This window comes from Granulicella rosea, from assembly GCF_900188085.1.
Classification (GTDB): Bacteria; Acidobacteriota; Terriglobia; order Terriglobales; family Acidobacteriaceae; genus Edaphobacter; species Edaphobacter rosea.
Window position 1 is genome coordinate 374527 of sequence record NZ_FZOU01000002.1, and the last position, 16090, is coordinate 390616.

16 protein-coding genes are annotated in these 16090 nt (G+C 62.2%); 12 read left to right on the plus strand and 4 right to left on the minus strand.

The features are described from left to right. The first annotated feature begins 4 nt into the window (after positions 1 to 4). The 4 genes from CHB87_RS07635 (at position 5) to tpiA (ending at position 3560) form a co-directional block, all read left to right on the plus strand. A complete protein-coding gene (locus CHB87_RS07635) occupies positions 5 to 382 on the plus strand; it encodes a RidA family protein (RefSeq protein ID WP_089407814.1) in 378 nt (125 codons plus the stop codon). 74 nt (positions 383 to 456) lie between these two features. After that, positions 457 to 1671, plus strand: coding sequence for a phosphoglycerate kinase (locus CHB87_RS07640; protein WP_089407815.1), 1215 nt, complete (start codon positions 457 to 459; stop codon positions 1669 to 1671). 103 nt (positions 1672 to 1774) lie between these two features. Next, positions 1775 to 2743 carry a hypothetical protein gene (locus CHB87_RS07645; protein WP_089407816.1) on the plus strand — a complete coding sequence of 323 codons (969 nt, stop codon included), beginning with the start codon at positions 1775 to 1777 and terminating at the stop codon, positions 2741 to 2743. 61 nt (positions 2744 to 2804) lie between these two features. After that, positions 2805 to 3560 carry a triose-phosphate isomerase gene (gene tpiA / locus CHB87_RS07650; RefSeq protein ID WP_089407817.1) on the plus strand — a complete coding sequence of 252 codons (756 nt, stop codon included), beginning with the start codon at positions 2805 to 2807 and terminating at the stop codon, positions 3558 to 3560. Between the two features lie 73 nt (positions 3561 to 3633). Here the strand turns inward: tpiA and CHB87_RS22210 are convergent, their stop codons facing one another. Both CHB87_RS22210 and lepB read right to left on the minus strand, forming a co-directional pair. Further along, positions 3634 to 3789: a hypothetical protein gene (locus CHB87_RS22210; protein ID WP_176441649.1), complete on the minus strand. Its 156-nt coding sequence runs from the start codon at positions 3787 to 3789 to the stop codon at positions 3634 to 3636. 90 nt (positions 3790 to 3879) lie between these two features. Continuing rightward, the gene (gene lepB, locus CHB87_RS07655; RefSeq protein ID WP_089407818.1) at positions 3880 to 4434 is read right to left on the minus strand and encodes a signal peptidase I; all 555 of its coding nucleotides are present in this window, start codon (positions 4432 to 4434) and stop codon (positions 3880 to 3882) included. 302 nt (positions 4435 to 4736) lie between these two features. Between lepB and murQ the strand changes: the two genes are divergently transcribed. The 8 genes from murQ to CHB87_RS07700 all read left to right on the plus strand — a co-directional run bounded on the left by murQ (position 4737) and on the right by CHB87_RS07700 (position 14537). Then, entirely contained in the window at positions 4737 to 5723 is a 987-nt protein-coding gene (murQ, locus tag CHB87_RS07660; RefSeq protein ID WP_089407819.1) for an N-acetylmuramic acid 6-phosphate etherase, read from the plus strand. A 570-nt stretch (positions 5724 to 6293) separates the two neighbouring features. After that, positions 6294 to 8471 carry an NHL repeat-containing protein gene (locus tag CHB87_RS07670; RefSeq protein ID WP_245817876.1) on the plus strand — a complete coding sequence of 726 codons (2178 nt, stop codon included), beginning with the start codon at positions 6294 to 6296 and terminating at the stop codon, positions 8469 to 8471. Then, positions 8468 to 9721 carry an FtsX-like permease family protein gene (locus tag CHB87_RS07675; RefSeq protein ID WP_089407821.1) on the plus strand — a complete coding sequence of 418 codons (1254 nt, stop codon included), beginning with the start codon at positions 8468 to 8470 and terminating at the stop codon, positions 9719 to 9721. The genes CHB87_RS07670 and CHB87_RS07675 overlap by 4 nt, the downstream gene beginning before the upstream one ends. A gap of 36 nt (positions 9722 to 9757) precedes the next feature. Beyond that, positions 9758 to 10219: a carboxymuconolactone decarboxylase family protein gene (locus CHB87_RS07680; RefSeq protein WP_089407822.1), complete on the plus strand. Its 462-nt coding sequence runs from the start codon at positions 9758 to 9760 to the stop codon at positions 10217 to 10219. After that, positions 10216 to 10914, plus strand: a complete 699-nt coding sequence (locus tag CHB87_RS07685) for an ABC transporter ATP-binding protein (protein ID WP_089407823.1) — start codon at positions 10216 to 10218, stop codon at positions 10912 to 10914. The genes CHB87_RS07680 and CHB87_RS07685 overlap by 4 nt, the downstream gene beginning before the upstream one ends. 2 nt (positions 10915 to 10916) lie before the next feature. Then, positions 10917 to 11252, plus strand: a complete 336-nt coding sequence (locus CHB87_RS07690) for a hypothetical protein (protein WP_089407824.1) — start codon at positions 10917 to 10919, stop codon at positions 11250 to 11252. Between the two features lie 237 nt (positions 11253 to 11489). Beyond that, complete coding sequence (locus CHB87_RS07695) at positions 11490 to 13964, plus strand: ATP-dependent Clp protease ATP-binding subunit (RefSeq protein WP_089407825.1); 2475 nt, start codon at positions 11490 to 11492, stop codon at positions 13962 to 13964. 93 nt (positions 13965 to 14057) lie between these two features. Further along, positions 14058 to 14537 (plus strand): cupin domain-containing protein, encoded by a 480-nt coding sequence (locus CHB87_RS07700; protein ID WP_089407826.1) that lies wholly within the window; start codon positions 14058 to 14060, stop codon positions 14535 to 14537. Between the two features lie 107 nt (positions 14538 to 14644). Here the strand turns inward: CHB87_RS07700 and CHB87_RS07705 are convergent, their stop codons facing one another. Beyond that, complete coding sequence (locus CHB87_RS07705) at positions 14645 to 14941, minus strand: YtxH domain-containing protein (protein WP_089407827.1); 297 nt, start codon at positions 14939 to 14941, stop codon at positions 14645 to 14647. A 326-nt stretch (positions 14942 to 15267) separates the two neighbouring features. Further along, positions 15268 to 15987, minus strand: a complete 720-nt coding sequence (locus CHB87_RS07710) for a uracil-DNA glycosylase (protein ID WP_089407828.1) — start codon at positions 15985 to 15987, stop codon at positions 15268 to 15270. Between the last annotated feature and the right edge of the window lie 103 nt (positions 15988 to 16090).

The following is a 16090-nucleotide window of genomic DNA, read 5'->3' on the forward strand; positions in this document are numbered from 1 at the left end:
CTGCATGAGCGAACGTCAGAATATAGCAGGCACCAGCCCCTACGAACCCATCATCGGCTTCTCGCGCGCGGTGCGCGTTGGCGGACACATCATGGTCTCGGGCACCGGCCCGGTCGGCGCGGACGACCTCGACGCCGCCGGCCAGACCGAGCAGGTTCTCACCCTCATCGCCGCCGTGCTCAAGCAGGCCGGCGCCAGCTTCGAGCACGTCGTTCGCACGCGGATGTACCTGACGCATGCCGAGGACTGGGAGGCCATCGGCCGTGTCCATGGCAAGTTCTTCGGCATCGTCCGCCCGGCCAGCAGCATGGTCGTCGTCGCGGCGCTGCTGAATCCGAAGTGGCGGATCGAGATCGAGGCCGACGCTCTGCTGCCGGAATAATTTCGGCGCCGATTCGGCGATTTAACGTCATTGCAGCCCTGGTTTCAACCGGGAAATCGAGTACAAAGGAAGTCATGCCCAAGCTCTCTATCAGCGACCTCGACCTCACCGGCAAGCGTGTGTTCATCCGCGTGGACTTCAACGTGCCGCTTTCGAAGGATGGCCGGACCATTCTCGACGATACCCGTATCCGCGAGACCATTCCGACCATCGAGTATGCGCTGCGCCGCAAGGCCTGCGTCATTCTGGCCTCACACCTCGGCCGTCCCAAGGGCGTGCCCGTGCCGACGATGAGCCTGCGCCCCGTCGTCGACCGTCTGCGTCAGTTGCTCGACGCCGTCATCGACGACAACGAGAACGTCGCCTTCTCGCCGGACTGCGTGGGCGACATCGCGACGGAGCTGGCCGGTAACCTCGAGCCGGGACAGACGCTGCTGCTCGAAAACCTGCGCTTTCACCCGGAAGAAGAGGCCAACTCCCCGGCCTTCGCGAAGCAGCTCGCCTCACTCTGCGACGTCTACGTGAACGACGCCTTCGGCTCGGCGCACCGGGCGCACGCCTCGACCGAGGGCATCACGCACTTCGTCAAGCAGTCCGCGGCGGGCCTGCTGATGGAGAAAGAGCTGACCTACCTCGGCAAGGCCCTGACCACGCCGGACAAGCCGTTCGTCGCGATCATCGGCGGGGCGAAGGTCTCGGACAAGATCGAGGTCATCAACAGCCTGCTGGACAAGGCCGACTCGATCCTGATCGGCGGCGGCATGGCGTATACCTTCCTGCGCGCGCAGGGACAGCACACCGGCAAGTCGCTGGTCGAAGAAGACAAGATCGACGTCGCCCGCGCGGCGCTCGACAAGGCCACGGCCAAGGGCGTGAAGTTCCTGCTGCCGGTCGACCATGTTCTGGCAGGAAAGTTCGACGCGCACGCCGAGCACACGGTCTTCTCGGGCTCCGGTGACTTTCCCGCCGATCAGATGGCGCTCGACATCGGGCCGAAGTCGATTGCGCTCTTTGCGGAAGAGATTGGGCACGCTCAGACCGTGCTCTGGAACGGTCCCATGGGCGTCTTCGAGTTCCCCGCCTTTGCGATCGGGACGAACGCCATCGCCAAGGCGGTCGCAAAGAATGAGGATGCGACCACCATTGTCGGCGGCGGCGACTCGGTCTCGGCGATTCACAAGTCGGGCTTCGCCGACAGGATCACGCATATCTCGACCGGCGGCGGCGCGAGCCTGGAGTTCCTCGAAGGCAAGGTGTTGCCGGGCGTCCAGGCGCTCACCGAAAAGTAACGCATCTCAGTTACCGATTCCCTTTCGTTTCTTCGATTTTGTGGGATATACGGCACGCCCCGATACGCCTAGTATCGGGGCGTTGCTGTTGTTGGGAGGTTGTATGTCTCATGTTGCCGGACAGATCATCGAATGCGATGCCGAGAGCTTTCAGCGGGACCTGAACCTGCTGCCCTATGAGATCGGCCATAACCTCGCCAGCCACCCATTGTTTCAGTTGCCGGCGCTGGTCGAGCTTGCCCAGCGCGTGGCCGCTCGCAGGAACCCGCATATGTCCGGCGGCGACGCCTACTTCAACGAAGGCGCCATCGAAGCCGGCGCCAAGCCCAACTACGACCGGCCCGAGGAGCAGCGCGCGGCGGTCGTCGACCTGGTGCGCAAGATCGAGCAGGCCGAGGCCTGGATCATTCTGAAGCACATCGAACGCGAAGACGGCTACCGCGAGGTGATGGAGGCGGCCGTCTGCGACGCGCTGAAGATCGCGGGCGACGCCGGCAAGGAACTCTTCAAGAAGATCAAGTGGTTCGAGGCGATCGTCTTCATCACCTCGCCGCATCGCGTGACGGAGTACCACATCGACCGCGAGTGCTCGTGGATCTTCCAGATTCGCGGCAATAAGGCCATCCATCTCTTTGACCGCGCCGACAAGGAGATCGTCCCTGAGGACGAACTGGAGCGCTTCTACACGGTCGACAACCGCGCCTCTACCTACAAGCCGCAGTTCGAGGACCGCGCCATCGTCTTCGAGATGACGCCTGGAACGGGCGTCCATATCCCGGTGAACACGCCGCACTGGCTGAAGAACGGCGACGACGTCTCAATCACGCTGAACGTCAACTTCCAGTTCCACGACTCGGAGATATCGAATCTCTACAAGGCGAACTACTACCTGCGTCGTGCAGGCATGACGCCGAGCATTCCCGGCCAGCACAAACTTGCCGACCGGGCCAAGGCGCTTGCGTTTACCGGCGCCCTGGCTCTGAAACGCACGCTGAAGCCTGGCGATGGCGTCGTGCCGCCGGAGGCGAAGGCGCAAAAACGCAGGATCGCCGAGTTGGTCGGCGCGCGGTAAACGTCCTCTTCCCCTATTGGAGTCTTCACAAGGCGGCGCGAAGATGGAATACTGACCACCTATGCGGAAACCCCTGATCGCCGGCAACTGGAAGATGTATAAGACTCCTCGCGAGTCGCTCGCCTTTCTCGAAAAGTTTCTCCCCCTGGTGGAGGGACACACGCGCGACGAGATCGCGCTCTTCCCCACCATGTCGTCGCTTGGTTATGTGCTCGAGGCGACGGAGGGCACGAACGTCCGCGCGGGCGCCCAGACGATGCACTGGCTGAATGAAGGTCCGTACACTGGTCAGACCTCTCCGACCATGCTGGCGAGCATCAACTGCACCCACGTCCTGCTCGGCCACTCGGAACGCCGCATCTATGCGAACGAGACCGACGACATGGTGAACTGGAAGCTGAAGGCCGCGATTGGGCACAATCTGGTGCCGATCGTCTGCGTCGGCGAGACGATGGACAAGCGCCAGAGCGGCCTGACCGAGGCGGTGCTGCGCTGGCAGATCGCCAACGCACTGAACGGCGTCGAACGTGAAGGATCGGAGAAGCTGATCATCGCCTACGAGCCGGTCTGGGCGATCGGCACTGGCAGCACGGCCACCCCGACGGTCGTCTCGGAGGCCCACCGCATCATCCGTCGCGAGGTTGCCGAGCGGCTTGGTCAAGAGCGCGCGGACGCCACTCGCATCATCTATGGCGGATCGGTAAAGCCCGAGAATGCCAGCCAGTTGATGGCGCAGCCGGAGATCGACGGCGCCCTGGTCGGCGGCGGCAGCCTCGACGCGGAGACCTTCGCCAGAATCGTCAAATACAGCGCATGAGCTTCGGCCCAAGAAAAGAACCCTCCGCGCCAGACCGGCGTGGAGGGTTCTTTTCAAGCGTCAGACCTGCGGACTACCGATGGCGGTAGTGGCGGTGATGACGATAGTGGCGATGGTGATGAGGGTGAGTGACGATCACGACCTGAGCTTCAGCCGGAGTGGGAATCAGTTCGGCTGTCGCTACGAAAAACACAAACATCATCAGAAATACTTTTCCAAACTTCTTCACTGGTCTTCTCCGGGAGTTGCGCTTCGAGGGAATGTGATGCGCGGATCGGTCGCTGCGTTGTTCCGCCGCACTCGCGGCCCGAAACCCAGGCTAACGAACCACCCCAAGCTGTTCGATCGGCCAGTAGACGAACGCCGCCTTCCCATAGATCAGACTGCGCTCGACCGGCCCGAAATCGCGGCTATCGCTCGAAATGGAGCGGTGATCTCCCATGACGAAGTATTCCTTGTTGGGAATCGTCATCTCGGGCTGCGAGCGGTCGTCCATGAAGCGGGGCGGAACGTACTTCTCGACCTTCGTTTCGCCATTGACGTAGACACGGCCATGATCGATACGCACGCGGTCGCCCGGCAGCCCGATTACTCGTTTGATATAGCTCTTGGAGTGATCGCGCGGATACTGGAAGACGACCACATCGCCACGTTGAATATCGCCAATCCGGAAGGCCATCTTGTTGATGAATAAACGATCCTGATCCTCGAGCAGAGGAAGCATGCTGGTGCCTTCGACCCGCACCGGCTGGTAAAGAAAGACGATGATGAACGCCGAGACGCCGATCGACAATGCCAGATCGCGCAGCCATGCGCGAATACCGGACTTTTCCCTCGCTGGCGGCGAAACTCCCAGTCCACCGGGATCTTGCATTTCGGACGGCTTTTCCTGCACTTCGACCCTTCTCATCTCATCAACCGTCTTCCAATAAACGCGCTGACCCGCTAGCATGTATCGTAATCTCTGAACCCACTTAACGTCGTCCTGAAAAGAATCCGGGATAAAGATTGACTCGTAGCAAGGGTGTGTCAGAATGAGCGCATACCTTATTTGATTGTGCCAGAGAATCGAACGCGCAACGGCAGACATTACCTCTGGCTATACTGCTCTGCGGCTTGTTTGATGCATCTGACGTGTTGAACAGGTAAACTCGCTACGGAAGACGGCGAAAACATATGGCAACTGTGACCATGATCGAGCAAGCGCCCGTGGAGAATCCGGAAAAGCCCGAACGGTCGGCCCCACGCGGCCCGACTGATCTATTTGGACTCGCAACCGAGAGCGCCAACAGCGCCTCCGAAGGCCTGGACACCAAGTCCGCGCTCGAAATAGCACGTATCATCAACCACGAGGACGCGAAGGTCGCGGCCGCGGTGAAGAAGGCTCTGCCCGAGATCGCTATCGTCATCGATACGGTCGCTCGCGCCCTGCGCGATGGCGGACGTCTGATCTACGTCGGCGCGGGTTCGAGCGGACGCATCTCGTCGCTCGACGCCAGCGAGTGCCCGCCGACATTTTCTACCTCTCCCTCGCAGGTGCAGTACATCATGGCCGGCGGCCCCAAGGCGCTTGCATCCGCCTCGGACGTGAATGAGGATTCGCCGGAGATCGGTCAGCGGGATATCGCCCGCCGTCGTCCTACGCGCAAGGATGTGATCATCGGCGTCTCGGCCAGCGGACGCACACCGTACGTGGTGGGCGCCGTCGAATATGCACGCGCTCGCGGCGCCAAGACCGCCTGCGTCACCTGCAATACCGATACTCCCCTGGCAGATGTCTCCGACACGAGCATTATTGTGGAGGTCGGCCCCGAGGTGATCTCCGGCTCGACGCGCATGAAGGCGTCGACCGCGCAGAAAATGGTTCTGAACATGATCACGACGGGCGCGATGACGCGTCTCGGCTATGTGTACGAGAACCTGATGGTCAACGTCCACATGAAGAACGCCAAACTGGTCGAGCGCGGCATTCGCGTGCTGATGCATGTTTGCAAGATTGACCGCGAGACGGCTATTCGGACCATCAAGTCCGCGGGTAAGTCGATTCCGATCGCGCTGGTGATGTTGAAGGCCGGCGTCGACAAGATGGAGGCAGTCCGCCGACTGACCAAGGCGGACGGCAACGTTCGCCTGGCCATCGACGACTCCCGTCTAGAACTTTGAGTCTTCATTAGGATGGAAATTAGTGCTTTCAGATGGTTCGAGAGGCAGAGCGGTACATTTAGATATGTACTGCTCACCTTGCTCGGTCTGGGCCTCGCCTGCGCGTCGGTTGTCGTATTCTTTGCGTACGAATTTTCTGATCGGCAAATGTGCGGTAGCCATGGTTTTCAAGCGTTCAACTCTCCTGAGGGAAAGCTTCGAGCGGTCCTGTATGACTATGACTGTGGCGCTACCACGGACTTTAGCACTCGGCTCGCAGTCGTAAAGCAGTCCTCAAAGTTCGATCCGTTCGATGTCAGTGAGCGCGAACTGGTCATGATCGCGGACAGCAATCACGGGGCTGCAGGTGTGGACTCGAACGGAATTCTTCCGATCGCGGTCGAGTGGACCGACTCACAGCATCTGAGCGTACGTCTGCCTGAAGGTGCTCGTACGTTCGTTCATAAGCAGAATGCTGGGTCTGTCGTAATCCACTACGAGAATGACGCCCAGTAACGTACGCACAGAGATCCGTTGCCGAAACCAGTTAGACTCAGGATCAAGATGATGCGAAGTGTCTCGATCCTGATATTGGCGTCCCTCCTTCCCGCAGCCGCTCTTGCGCAGGGGACAAAGCTCTGGAGCACCAGCCGCTACGACGAGATGGAGCGCAGCACGAATCAGGGCGTGGCCATCCGTGGCGACGGTCGTCTCGAGCCCGGCCCGCTGGCTACCCCGGTCTACACCTCGGGCGGAAACTACATCTGGTCGCTTGCGGCGGACGCGAAGGGCGTGGCGTACGTCGGCCTCGGCGGCACTGCGTCTGGCTCCGCCGCCGTGATGCGCGTGACGCCGGATGGCAAATCGACCAAAATCTTCAGCGGCAAGGAAATCGCCGTGCAGGCGTTGCGTCTGCTGCCGGATGGCGGCGTACTCGTCGCAACCTCGCCCGACGGCAAGCTGTATCGCGTGGCGCCCGACGGCGCCGGTACGCCGGCGATTCTCTTCGACCCGGCCGAGACCGCCGAGAAGCCGAAGTACATCTGGGACGCGGTCGTCATCGGCAAGGCCGTCTACGTCGCGGCGGGCGCACCCGCAGCCGTCTATCGCGTGGACCTGAGCCACGGCGCGCCGGTCAGCCGTCTGCTCTTCAAGACCGCGGACCAGCACATCCGCACGCTGCTCGCCACGCCGGACGGCACGCTGTGGGCAGGCTCCGATGGCGCGGGCGTCATCTACAAGATCTCGACGACGCAGCCCGATGCGAAGCCCTTCGCCATCTATGCCGCGCCACGCCGGGAGATCACCGCGCTGGCGATCGATCCGGCAGGAGTGGTTTACGCCGCGGGAGTTGGCGCGAAGGGCGCGCCCTCGCTGCCGCCACTGCCCGTCACTGGCGCCGTTGGAGTCAGCATCACTTTTGTGCAGCCGGGCTCGGCCTCCGCCGCAGGCTCGAACACGCTCATCCCCGAGGGATCGGAGATCTACCGAATCGGCGCGGATGGCCTTCCCTCCCGCTTTGCGGCGCTGAAGGACGATGTGGTCTACGCGCTCGGCATGCACGATGGCGCCTTACTGGCCGCGACCGGCAACCACGGTCGCATCTACAAATTCGACACGCATGGCAACGGCGCCGAGTCGTTGACCGACCTCGTTCACCTCGAAGCTGCACAGGCCATGGCGCTTGCGCCCGTCGCTGGCGGCGTGCTCGTCGCGTCCAGCAACAGCGGCAAGCTCTTCCGCGTGCCGGATGCGCCTGCCCCCGACGCCGCCTTCACCAGCGAGGTCTTCGACGCGCAGCAGTTCTCCCGCTGGGGACGTCCCGAGGTCCGTTCCGCGTCGCCCGCCAGCTTCGACCTGCTGGTGCGTGGCGGCAACGTGCCCAACCCCATCGACGGCTGGAGCGACTGGAAGAAGGTCACGCCGAACGAAGATTCGCTCGCCGCCTCGGGCGTGCCGGACGCGCGCTATATCCAGTGGAAGGCCGTGCTGAAGCCCGGCGGCAGCCTGCAGGGCGTCGCGCTGAACTATCTGCCGCGCAACGTCGCGCCAGTGGTCGACGACGTCGTCGTGGCCCCAGGCGCGCGTGTCGCCGCGACCGCCGCCACAACGCCGAACCAGACCGTGCAGGTCACCTTCCCCGCCGCAAACGTCGCGCAGGCCATCGGCTTCGTGCAGGACGCGGGCACGCAACCGCTCAGCGCGCAGAAGGACCGCACCGGGATCACCATCCGCTGGTCTGCCCATGACGACAACGGCGACGACCTGATGTTCGCCGTCTGGTATCGCGGCGAGGGCGAGCAGACGTGGCGGCTCCTGAAGGACAGGATCACCGATAAGTTTTACAGCTTCGACTCCGTCCTGCTGCCCGACGGCGTCTACACGGCGAAGATCGTCGCCAGCGACGCCCCTGTCCACGTCGACGCCGACACCCTCACCGGCGAGCGTGCGAGCGGCGCCTTCACCATCGACACGACGCCGCCCGTCCCAGGCGCGCTCGTCGCGAAGTTGCAAGCCGGCAAGATTCACGCTGCCTTCGACGCGAAGGACGCGACCAGCCCCATCGCCCACGCCGAGTACGCGATCGACGGCGGCGCCTGGCAGTACCTCGAACCCGCCGGTCACCTCTCGGACTCGCTCGCCGAGCACTACGACTTCACCGCCGACCTTCCGAAGCCGGAAGAAAAGACCGGCGACCACGTCATCGCCATCCGGGTCTACGACCGCTTCGAGAACATGGCCGCGGCGAAAGCAGTGGTACACGAGTGAGATTCGAACTTTTCATCGCGGCGCGTTATCTTCGGGCCAAGCGCCGGCAGGCCGTCATCGGCGTCATCACGCTCATCTCCGTACTGGGCGTCGCGGCCGGCGTCGCCTCGCTCATCATCGCGCTGGCGATCACCAACGGCATGCGGCGCGACCTGCAGGAGCGGCTGCTGGGCTCGACCGCGCACGTCGAGCTGATGCGCGTCGCGGGCGACGGCATCCGGCAGTGGCAGCCGCTGCTCGAACGCCTGAAGGCGACGCCGCACGTTACCGCCGCCGCGCCGGGACTCTACGGACAGGTGCTCATCTCGCGCGGCGCAAGGTCGGGCGGCGGGTTGATCAAGGGCATCGTCCCGTCGGACGAGCGCAAGGTCAGCGACCTGCTGCAGGCGATCAAGAAGGGCTCGGCGGCGTCCCTCGAACCTGTTTCCTGCGCCGATCCCTGCCGGCCGGATACGCTGGCGATCCCGCCGATCGTCATCGGCAAGGATCTTGCCGAGAGCATCGGCGCGTCGGTGGGCGACACGGTGCTGGTCACCAGCCCCCAGGGCGAACTCACTCCGCTGGGCCTGGTGCCGCGCTACCAGCGGTACACGGTCTCGGGAATCTTCGCCTCGGGCTTTTACCAGTACGACTCCAGCTATGCCTTCCTGCGTCTGACGGACGCGCAACGGCTCTTCAGCGAGCCGGACCTGATCTCGGTCATCAGCTTCAAGGTCGACGATCTCTACCACGCCGACCGGATCGGCAAGGAGATCGAGCGCTCGGCTGGCCCCGGCTTTCAGGCGACGAACTGGATGGAGCAGAACCGCGAGCTCTTCCGCGCGCTGAAGCTCGAACAGATCGTGACGTTCATCGTGCTGGCCCTGATCGTCTGTGTCGCCGCGCTGAACATCCTGATCGCGCTGACGATGATGGTGATGGAGAAGACGAAGGACATCGCCGTGATGATGAGCTTCGGCGTCACCGCGGCTCAGGTTCGGCGCGTCTTCCTGCTACAGGGGCTGCTGATCTCGCTGATCGGCACGAGCGTCGGTCTGATTGTCGGCTACGGCGCAAGCTGGTTCGGCGGGCACTATCGCTTTCCGCTCGACGCGGCGGTCTACTCCATCGACTACCTGCCCTTCGCGCCGAAGATTACCGACGCGTTGATTGTCGCTGCGGTGTCGCTGGGAGTGAGTCTGATCGCTACGCTTTATCCAAGCAGTTCAGCTGCGAAGGTGCTGCCAGCGGAGGCTTTGCGGTATGAGTAGCATCCGATGGAGTGGACTCATCTGAGGAGTGCGTCAATGCCAGCAAGACTGAAGTATCCCGATCTAGCCCCCGAAGGTCTGGCCCAGATGCGGGCGATGGAGCATTACGTCAGCACCGGCTCGCAGTTGGAGCCGAACCTGCTCGGCTTCGTCCGCCTGCTTGCCTCGTTGCTGAACGGCTGCGAGTATTGCATCCACCTGCACACCGCCGAGCTGCGCAAGCTGAACGAGACGTCCGGCCGTATTACCGAGTTGGCCGACTGGCGAGCATCCGAGGCCTACACGCATCGCGAACGAGCGGCGCTGGCCTGGACCGAGGCCGTCACGAACATTCAGGACGGTCATGCGCCGGACCCTGTCTATAACGAGGTTCGCGCGCATTTCACCGAGGTCGAGACCGTGAACCTCACCCTCGCCATCACGACGATCAATGCGTGGAATCGGATCGCTATTGCGCTCGGCACCTATCCCGGTCACGCGGGAGCGGAGCCTTCATGACCGAAGCCCCAATCATGCAGGCCGTCGGCCTCACCAAGCTCTACCCTGCCGTCGCGGGACGCAGCGCGGGCGACCTCACGCTCTTCCGCGACCTCGACCTGACGATTCAGCCGGGCGAGATGGTCGCCATCGTCGGCGAGAGCGGCGCGGGCAAGAGCTCGCTGTTGCATCTGCTCGCCGCGCTCGACCGCCCGACCTCGGGCGATGTTCACTTCGGCGACATACGCCTCAGCCAGCTCAACACCCGACAGGCGTCCGAGTTCCGCAACCGGTCGGTCGGCTACGTCTGGCAGTTTCACTACCTGCTGCCGGAGTTCACCGCGCAGGAGAACGTCGCCATGCCCTTGCTTGCTCGCGGCGAACGGCGCGGCCAGGCGATGGAGAAAGCCGCGAAGTGGCTGAACGAGGTCGGCCTCGGCGGGCGGCTCGACAACCGATCCGGCGAGCTGAGCGGCGGCGAACAGCAGCGCGTCTCGCTCGCCCGTGCGCTGGTCACCGAGCCGAAGCTGCTGCTGGCCGACGAACCGACCGGCGATCTCGACGGCAAGACGTCCGAGGCGGTCTTCACCCTTCTCCAGACCCTTCATCGCACACACCGTCTCACCAGCGTGCTGGTCACTCACAATCTGGAGTTCGCCGCACGTTGCGACCGGATGCTACGATTGCGCGACGGAAGGTTGGAGCCGGAGGTGTAACGGTGTTTGAGAAATACTCGGAGGATGCAAAGCGCGTTATCTTCTTCGCCCGCTACGAGGCAAGCCGTGCAGGCGCAACCTCCATCGAGGTGGAGCACCTGATCCTCGGCATTGGACGCGTCGACAAGCGCCTGGCCCGTCAACTTCCAGATCTTCAGCCGGAAGATCCCGGGCAGCCGTGGTGGCGAAGGCTCATGCAAAGCCGCGTATCCACCTCGGTTGCGCTCCCATTATCCAGCGCAAGCAAGGTGATCCTCGCCGGCGTCAAGCCGGACGAAGCAGACAGAATCACCCCGGAGGCTCTGGCGCGGTCGATCCTTCGCGAGCAACAGCATTGACCACACCAAATCTATTCCGCACAAAGTTTGGCGCCGGATTTGCACAGCCCACGTCTAACGGCTGTGCTGTTAGTGTATGCATAACTTTTGCCGGGCTTTCGCTTACACCCCGTAGGCGAATACACTGTTAAAGTTGTCTCTTTTGTTTGAGAGCTCCGGATCGGCCGGAGCGCGCAGTACAGCACTGGGACCACGGTTCTCCAGTCTTCGGGCTGGCGGGCCGGTTGAAGGGGGAACATGTTCGAACGCTATACGGAGAAGGCGCGGCGTGTGATTTTCTTCGCACGCTATGAGGCCAGTCAGTTTGGGTCGCCTTACATCGAGACGGAGCATCTTCTGCTCGGTCTGCTGCGGGAGGACAAGGCTCTTACGAATCGTTTCCTGCGGTCGCACGCCTCGGTGGAATCCATTCGGAAGCAGATTGAAGGCCACACCACCATCCGCGAGAAGGTTTCGACCTCGGTCGACCTTCCACTCTCAAACGAATGCAAGCGCGTGCTCGCCTATGCGGCCGAAGAGGCCGAACGGCTCTCGCATAAGCACATCGGCACAGAACACCTGCTGCTCGGCCTTTTGCGCGAAGAAAAATGCTTCGCCGCCGAGATCCTGCAGGAGCGCGGCCTGCGCCTGCCCGCCATCCGCGAGGAGCTGCAGCGCACCACGCAGGAGAAGGCGCCCATGCAGGCCGGCAGCGGCGGCAAGCAGGCGCGCGGCGAGCAAAGCATGCTCGCGGAGTTCTCGCGCGACCTGACGCAGTCCGCCATGGACCAGCAGCTCGACCCGATGATCGGCCGCGACGCCGAGGTCGACCGCGTCATCCAGATCCTCTGCCGCCGGACGAAGAACAATCCCGTCCTGATCGGCGAGCCGGGCGTGGGCAAGACCGCGATCGTCGAAGGCCTGGCGCAGAAGATCGCCGATGGCGAGGTGCCCAGCTTCCTCGCCGACAAGCGAGTTCTGGCGCTCGATCTTTCTCTCATCGTCGCGGGCACCAAGTATCGCGGCCAGTTTGAGGAACGCCTCAAGACCATCATGAAGGAATTGGTCGAAAACCCTAATTCCATTGTGTTTATCGATGAGCTGCACACCTTAGTCGGCGCCGGTTCGGCCGAGGGTTCGCTCGACGCCGCCAACATCCTGAAGCCGGCGCTCAGCCGTGGCGAGATTCAGTGCATCGGCGCCACCACGCCAGCCGAGTACCGAAAGTCCATCGAGAAAGATCGTTCGCTCGAGCGTCGTTTTCAGGCGGTCAAGGTTCCTCCTCCGAATGAAGAGGATGCGATCAAGATCATCATGGGCATCAAGGACAAGTACGAGAAGTTTCACGCCGTCAGCTACACCGACGAGGCGATCACCTTCTCGGTCTCGCACTCCAGCCGCTACATTCCGGATCGCTTCCTGCCGGACAAGGCCATCGACCTGATCGACGAGGCCGGCGCACGCGTCAAGCTGCGCCAGACCTCGCTGCCCGAGGAGTTGACCGAGGTCCAGAAGCGCATCAAGTTCATCGTCCACCGGATGGAGAACGCCATCGCGAACCACGAGTTCGAAAAGGCGCGCTTCTACTCGGACGAGGAGCGCAAAGAACGTGAGAACCTTCGTGCGTTGCGCGACAAGTATCACCTCGACGACTCCTCGGCGGGCATCGTGACGCGCGAGGACATCGAGGATGTGGTCAGCCGCTGGACCGGCGTACCGATGTCGTCGCTGAAAGAGGAGGAGATGCAGCGCCTGCTGCGTGTGGAAGAAGAGCTCCACAAGCGCGTCATCTCGCAGGAGAAGGCGATCTCTGCCCTCTCGCGCGCGATCCGTCGCTCGCGTGCGGGCCTCAAGAATCCTGCCCGCCCGATCGGCAGCTTCCTGTTCCTCGGACCCACCGGCGTCGGCAAGACGGAGATGGCGCGGACGCTCGCGCAGTTCCTCTTCGGCTCCGAGAAGTCGTTGATTCGATTTGACATGTCGGAGTTCATGGAGAAGCACTCCGTCTCGAAGCTGATCGGTTCGCCTCCGGGCTACGTCGGCTACGAGGAGGGCGGCCAGCTCACCGAGCGGGTCAAGCGTTCTCCTTACTCCGTCGTTCTGCTCGACGAGATCGAAAAGGCTCACCCGGATGTCTACAACCTGCTCCTGCAGGTCTTTGAAGACGGCCAGCTGACCGATGGTCTGGGCAACACGGTCGACTTCAAGAACACGATCATCGTCATGACCTCGAACATCGGGGCCAAGCACCTGCAGAAGCAGCAGGGTCTCGGCTTCCAGAGCGAGAAGAACGAGATGGTCCTCGAAAAGATGGAAGAGCTGGTAAAGGGTGAGGTCAAGCGGACCTTCAACCCCGAGTTCCTCAACCGTCTGGACGAGATCATCATCTTCACCTCGCTCTCTGAATCGGACCTGATGCAGATCCTGGAGCTGCTGGTCGCGCAGTTGAACGTCAACCTCGTTCACAAAGCGATCACCATCTCGGTCAACGACGACGCCAAGCGCTACATTCTGGCGAAGACGGCCTCCGACCGCACCTACGGAGCTCGTCCGCTGCGTCGCGCGCTGCAGCGCTTCGTCGAAGACCCGCTCTCGGAGGCGCTGATCGCCGGCGGCATCAAGGAGCGTCCTGCGTTCCTCGAGGTCTACCTGGACAATAACCAGCTCTTCTACCGTCCAATTCTGTCGGACTCCGAAGAGAAGGCGTCGGGACTGGCTCTTACGGCGGTCTAACCAATCTAGCATTGCAAACAAACGAAGCCCCGGTCATCATTGGCCGGGGCTTCGTTTGTTCGTGTATCTTTCTCGGCGGAGGTTCTACCACTTATGGATCGCAGACAGTTCTCCGCCATGGCTCCGGCGTTTCTCGCCATGGCTACACTCGCCGCCAAGGAATCGGAAGCCCAGTACACCGGTCCCGCTGGACAGGATCCCAAGCCGAAGCAGAAGGAGCTGAAGACGCTGACCTCGGGAACCTTCAAGCCTGGCCCCGGTTATGGCAGTTTGCCGAAGCGCGTCTCGCACCGCTATCTGATCGGCATGCTCCAGGCCGGGAATATCCGGATCGAGATGCATGAGACCATCCAGGAGCCCGGGGCGCTCCACGAGCCGGTCGACACGCATCTCCACAACGAGATATGGTGCGTGCGCGAGGGCGTCGGCGAACTCTTTATCAACGGCGAAACCCACAAGATGGAGGTCGGCGATGTCGGCCTCGTCTGCGCGGGTGACAAGCACTGGATTCGAAATGCCGGCGAAGGGACGCTGGCTTACTTTGTGATTACGGTCGGTCCGCCTGAGCCGTAGCTTCAAAAGCAAAAAAGAAGATTCCCTGCGGGATTGACAGACGAGAGCGCCGAATGCCTCTCGCGGTCATCCCCGCAGGGAATCTTATCGTTGAAATGGCTGTAAGACTAAACCAGCGCCTTGGCCGACTTGACCGCGCTGGCGACGAGGTCGCCGGCCTGGTCGACGGCGTCCTCTACTTGGCCCTTGGTCTTTTTGGCGAGCTTCTGCGCTTCCTTCGAGAGCTTATCGGCCTGATCCTTCAGGTAACCGGCAGCGTCTTCGAGGTAGTCGCCCGCGTCTTCCGCACTGCGCTTCAATTTCTTGCGCGTCACGGTTCCGGTCTGCGGCGCATACAACAGAGCAACGGCGGCCCCAGCGGCAGCGCCGATTCCAAATGCAAATGCCAGATTCTTCAAAGACATGTATGTCACCTCAGAGATTTTGTACCAACTTCTCAACTGATTGGAGTAGAGATAGAGGAAATAGGTTGGACAAAAAAATGCCGGAAGCAAGTTTCTATGTTGCGAACATTCGCCGACATTTCCCGATGCGGAAAAAAGAAAAGTGTTCCCTGTTTGGTTACCCCTAGTGCACAATTAGTTATGCACAACAATCCTCCCCGGGATACTTTCAGTGCAGTGAGGGCCACCCCATGCACAACTTGTTGATCGTCATTGTTTTTCTCGCCGCCGTGATTGCCCCCGCCTTCGTTGCTCTCACCGTATTCGAGGAGCAGAGTTCAATCTAACTAGAGTCCGGCAAGCTCCCGCGCCCTGACGAAGACGCGCGCGAACATCGTCGCATCGAGCCTGCCGGTGTTGGTATTGCGCAAAGACGGGTGGTAGCTGCCCAGCAGCGTCAGCCCGTTCGGCAACTTGTACTCCGCGCCATGGCCAAAGGTGTAGGCCGACCGGCGCTCGATCGTTCCCTCGCCCAGCAGATGGGCCAGATATCCGTCCCACGCGATCTTTCCCAGGCAAACGACCACGCGCACCTTGTGCAGCGCGGCGATCTCGCGCGTCAGGTGGACCGAGCAGTTGCGAATCTCCTGCGGCGTCGGCTTGTCTCCCGGCGGCGCGCAGCGTACGACGGAGGCGATCCAGGCCTGCTTCAACCGCAGACCGTCGTCGCGTGAGATCGCCTTCGGCTTCGTGGCGAAGCCCAGTTCGTGCAGGATCGGATACATGAAGTCGCCCGAGCCGTCGCCGGTGAAGGGCCGCCCGGTGCGGTTGGCTCCGTGGGCGCCGGGCGCCAGACCGAGGATCAGCACCCGAGCCCTGGGGTCGCCAAAGCCCGGCACCGGTCGCGACCAGTAGACCTGATCCTGATAGGCGCGCCGCCGCGTCTCGGCCAGGCCGGCGCAGTAGAGCCGTAGCCGCGGGCAAAGCTCGCACTCGATGATCTGCTCTTGAATGCGGAGCAGGGCTTCCGCGGGGTTGGGAGTTGCAGGGACACGCACAATCCTCATGATATCCGCCGGCTGGCGTTTGACCCTGTGCCGCCAACAACCGTACAGTGGAGTAAGGCGATTCGCCGCCTATGCGCCTCGTACGCGAGCGCCGCGGCATATT

What these genes read in the sequence shown, in the direction of transcription:
- CHB87_RS07635 (WP_089407814.1), top strand. Translation starts at nt 5, where the DNA reads ATGAGCGAACGTCAGAATATAGCAGGCACCAGCCCCTACGAACCCATC.
- CHB87_RS07640 (WP_089407815.1), top strand. Translation starts at nt 457, where the DNA reads ATGCCCAAGCTCTCTATCAGCGACCTCGACCTCACCGGCAAGCGTGTG.
- CHB87_RS07645 (WP_089407816.1), top strand. Translation starts at nt 1,775, where the DNA reads ATGTCTCATGTTGCCGGACAGATCATCGAATGCGATGCCGAGAGCTTT.
- tpiA (WP_089407817.1), top strand. Translation starts at nt 2,805, where the DNA reads ATGCGGAAACCCCTGATCGCCGGCAACTGGAAGATGTATAAGACTCCT.
- lepB (WP_089407818.1), bottom strand. Translation starts at nt 4,434, where the DNA reads ATGCAAGATCCCGGTGGACTGGGAGTTTCGCCGCCAGCGAGGGAAAAG.
- murQ (WP_089407819.1), top strand. Translation starts at nt 4,737, where the DNA reads ATGGCAACTGTGACCATGATCGAGCAAGCGCCCGTGGAGAATCCGGAA.
- CHB87_RS07680 (WP_089407822.1), top strand. Translation starts at nt 9,758, where the DNA reads ATGCCAGCAAGACTGAAGTATCCCGATCTAGCCCCCGAAGGTCTGGCC.
- CHB87_RS07685 (WP_089407823.1), top strand. Translation starts at nt 10,216, where the DNA reads ATGACCGAAGCCCCAATCATGCAGGCCGTCGGCCTCACCAAGCTCTAC.
- CHB87_RS07695 (WP_089407825.1), top strand. Translation starts at nt 11,490, where the DNA reads ATGTTCGAACGCTATACGGAGAAGGCGCGGCGTGTGATTTTCTTCGCA.
- CHB87_RS07700 (WP_089407826.1), top strand. Translation starts at nt 14,058, where the DNA reads ATGGATCGCAGACAGTTCTCCGCCATGGCTCCGGCGTTTCTCGCCATG.
- CHB87_RS07705 (WP_089407827.1), bottom strand. Translation starts at nt 14,941, where the DNA reads ATGTCTTTGAAGAATCTGGCATTTGCATTTGGAATCGGCGCTGCCGCT.
- CHB87_RS07710 (WP_089407828.1), bottom strand. Translation starts at nt 15,987, where the DNA reads ATGAGGATTGTGCGTGTCCCTGCAACTCCCAACCCCGCGGAAGCCCTG.